The 3,656-nt window shown below is 33.9% G+C and carries 3 protein-coding genes; all 3 read left to right on the plus strand.

Going from position 1 to position 3,656, the window contains the following annotated elements; translation table 11 throughout:
* Nucleotides 1-253 precede the first annotated feature (253 nt).
* Nucleotides 254-844 (plus strand): DJ-1/PfpI family protein, encoded by a 591-nt coding sequence (locus FWJ34_RS18700; RefSeq protein ID WP_308256842.1) that lies wholly within the window; start codon nucleotides 254-256, stop codon nucleotides 842-844.
* Nucleotides 845-936: 92 nt separating this feature from the next.
* Nucleotides 937-2,757, plus strand: coding sequence for an AGE family epimerase/isomerase (locus FWJ34_RS18705; RefSeq protein WP_308256843.1), 1,821 nt, complete (start codon nucleotides 937-939; stop codon nucleotides 2,755-2,757).
* 350 nt (nucleotides 2,758-3,107) lie between these two features.
* On the plus strand, nucleotides 3,108-3,437 hold the full coding sequence (locus tag FWJ34_RS18710; RefSeq protein WP_308256844.1) for an anti-sigma factor antagonist: 330 nt from the start codon (nucleotides 3,108-3,110) through the stop codon (nucleotides 3,435-3,437).
* Nucleotides 3,438-3,656: the final 219 nt, after the last annotated feature.

The following is a 3,656-nucleotide window of genomic DNA, read 5'->3' on the forward strand; positions in this document are numbered from 1 at the left end:
CGGATCGAATCGTGCGATGAGTGTGAGTAAAATTTTAACAAGAATGATAAATATTCTGTCGCTTTATATATGATTATAAAATAATTTCTTGTTTATTTGGTGAATGAAAAAAGATAATTTAGTTAATTTTCAATAATTAGTAAATATTTAACAAAAATTAATAATAAATTTAACAATTAGAGTTATCATCTAAACAATATCATTAAACTAATTTACACAAAAAATTAGTAACATTAATTAGCTGAGAAAATAAATGTCAAAAGGTAAAATTGGAGTTATTATCGAGGAACATTTCGACGCTACCGAATTTAGGCGTTTTAATGAGTTTTTTCCTGAAAATGGTTATGAGGTAGAATATATCTCTCATTTATGGGGAAATGAATCCTTAAGATTTGGTTCAAATCCGGAAAATGATGTGATCGAATTTCATGTGGATGTAACCACGGAAATTAATAACGTTTCCCCTTCAGATTATAAAGGTATAATTTGTATTGGTGCTTATGCAATGGATAGGTTACGCTATCAAGTCAGTGTCAAAAAAGGGCAAAAAAATCAAGCCCCAGCTGTAGAATTTTTGCGTAAAGCTGTGGCAGAAGATCAGGTAAAATTAGGAACAATTTGTCATAGTTTATGGTTATTTTGTGCCGATCCAGATTTAATTAAAAATAAAAAAGTTACCTGTGCTCATAACATTATTTGTGATGTAGAAAATGCTGGAGGTGATGTGGTTTATGAAGGGTATGTTACTGCTGATTTAGTTATTGATGGTAACTTAATTACAGGCAAACATCCAGGAGTTGTCGAAGAATTTATGAAGGCTTTTGTTGCCGAAATTGAAAAATAATTAATTTTTATCCTGAATTAATAATCTTTAATTTTCTAGGAATTAAATAGTTTTGATAGTTAAGTTTATTGAGATAAATTACACGTACAAAAATGAGTATTTCTATAGATTTTCCTTTTTCCGATCTGATCGCTGGTTATGTCACCAGTTATAATCAATCTCAAGATGCTTTCAGCATTAAAACCTCTGACGAAAGAGAATTTAAAGTCAAAATAAGTCCCATGGCTTATGCAAAGCTAATTCAAAATTTTGATGAAGGTTATCCTGATGCCACAGGAAATATGCGATCAATGTTAGAAGTCGGACGCTTTTTGTTTGTTTATGGGGTTTTCTATCCTGACAGTGAATATTTTGATGCGAAGCAAATCATTTTTGCCGGACGGAAAAAAAGCGATTTTGTCTTTGAAAAACAAAACTGGTGGATTAATCAGATTAACGCTTTAGGTAAATTTTATATTAAGGCACAATTTGGAGAAGGTGAATTTAATTACCGTAAGTATAGAACTAATCTTTCTCTTAGTGGTATCCAATCGGCAACTAATTTTCGTCAAGAAACCGATACCATTTCTCGTTTAGTTTATGGTTTTGCTACTGCTTTTTTAATGACAGGCAATGATAGTTTTCTCAAGGCAGCCGAAAATGGCACCGAATATCTGCGCGAACACATGAAGTTTGAAGATTTAGACGAAGGAATCGTTTATTGGTATCATGGCATCGATGTCAACGGCGATCGAGAAGAAAAAATATTTGCCTCAGAATTTGGGGATGATTATGACGCAATTCCCGCCTATGAGCAAATTTACGCTTTAGCAGGGCCAATTCAAACTTACCGTTGTACGGGAGATCCTCGTATTATGGCAGATACAGAAAAAACCATCAAACTTTTTAACGAGTTTTTCTTGGATAAGGGCGAACATGGTAGTTATTTCTCCCATTTAGATCCCATTATGCTCGATCCCCTTAGTGATACCTTAGGGCGTAACCAAGGACGTAAAAACTGGAACTCTGTAGGTGATCACGCTCCGGCTTATCTGATTAACCTTTGGTTAGCTACCGGTAAACAGGAATATGCCGATATGTTGGAAGATACCTTTGATACCATCGCCAAACATTTCCCTGATTTTGAAAATAGTCCTTTTGTTCAAGAAAAATTCTATCAAGATTGGACTCCTGATCAAACGTGGGGATGGCAACAAAATCGTGGTGTAGTGGGTCATAACTATAAAATTGCTTGGAATTTAATGAGGATGCAAAGCCTCAAACCAAAAGAAGAATATGTCGAATTGGCTAAAAAAATCGCTAATTTAAAGAATGAACACGGAAGCGATCGCCAAAGAGGTGGTTGTTATGATGTAGTAGAAAGAATTGTCCCTGAAGGTGAAAAATATCATCGTTATGTATGGCATGATCGTAAACCTTGGTGGCAACAAGAACAGATGATCTTAGCCTATTTTATCCTTGCAGGGGTGTTAAATGATCAAGACTATCACCGTTTAGCGAGGGAGTCAGCCGCTTTTTATAATGCGTGGTTCTTAGACTTAGAAGAGGGGGGAGTTTATTTCAACGTTTTAGCTAACGGTATTCCCTTCTTAGCAGGAGGAAACGAAAGAGGTAAAGGTAGTCACTCCATGAGCGGTTATCATTCTTTTGAATTGTGTTATTTAGCGGCAGTTTATACCAATTTACTCGTTACTAAACAACCAATGGATTTTTACTTTAAACCCATTCCGGGAGGTTTTGAGGATAATATTTTGCGAGTTTCTCCTGATATTTTACCGCCGGGTAGTATTAAAATTGGTAAAGTTGAAATCGATGGTGAACCCTACAGTAACTTTGATTCAGAAGGACTAACTGTAACTTTACCTAATATTGAAGAACGAGTTAAAGTAAAAGTAACCATAGTACCCGTGTAGATAAGTAATAAGTAATAAGTAATAAGTAATAAGTAATAAGTAATAAGTAATAAGTAATAAGTAATTAAGTGTTAGGTTTTAGGTCATAATTGATAATTTAATTTCTTGTCATTTTGCTAGTCTCCTAATCTTGTATTTCCTCATTCTTCATTCCTAAATTAAAGGGTTTGTCAAAAAGTGTTTTGTTTTGTCAGCAGGATAGGGATACCTCCCAAGAGTAGCTTTTTTACTAACAAGTGTTGACTAGACTTGGAGGACAAATTCTAAATTCTAATTTAGGGTTGTAAGGGGAGAGTAACTATCTTACTTTGAAATAAATTTGAAGATTGATTAATAAATCAAATAGAAACATGGAATTAAAAATTAATACAACCGATAAGATACAAATAGTAACTATTGAGGGGGATATAGACTCTTCTGTTGCCTCAGTAGTGACAGATAAAATTGTGCCTTTAGCCACCGCAAAAGCAAAAATCATCATTGATATGACAGAAGTTGCATATATGTCGAGTGCCGGATTAAGGACATTATTATCAATACATCGTCAAGCCACCAATAATGAAGCACAATTAATTTTAGTGGGAATATCGGAAGATATTAAAGATACCATGTCAGTGACGGGATTTTTAAACTTTTTTACCATAAGTGAATCTTTAGAAAGTGCCAAAGGAATCATTTAAAAAAATAATAAGTAAATACGCAAAATTAATCGATGCCCTTTACTTTTCTCAAATCTATGATAACAAGGGGTTTTAACCCTTTGCCTATATACAACTTAGATCTTGCATCTCTATCATCAATTCTCGATGAGGATAGGGAAAAGGGAAGAGGGAAGAGGGAAAAGTAATCAGAATTGATTTTAAAACTCCTAAAATTGATTTTTCCCGTTTTGTTTCATT

Source organism: Geminocystis sp. GBBB08, assembly GCF_016743215.1.
Classification (GTDB): Bacteria; Cyanobacteriota; Cyanobacteriia; order Cyanobacteriales; family Cyanobacteriaceae; genus Geminocystis.

Coding starts and splice junctions, on each gene's coding strand:
- FWJ34_RS18700 (WP_308256842.1), top strand. CDS start 254: ATGTCAAAAGGTAAAATTGGAGTTATTATCGAGGAACATTTCGACGCT.
- FWJ34_RS18710 (WP_308256844.1), top strand. CDS start 3,108: ATGGAATTAAAAATTAATACAACCGATAAGATACAAATAGTAACTATT.
- FWJ34_RS18705 (WP_308256843.1), top strand. CDS start 937: ATGAGTATTTCTATAGATTTTCCTTTTTCCGATCTGATCGCTGGTTAT.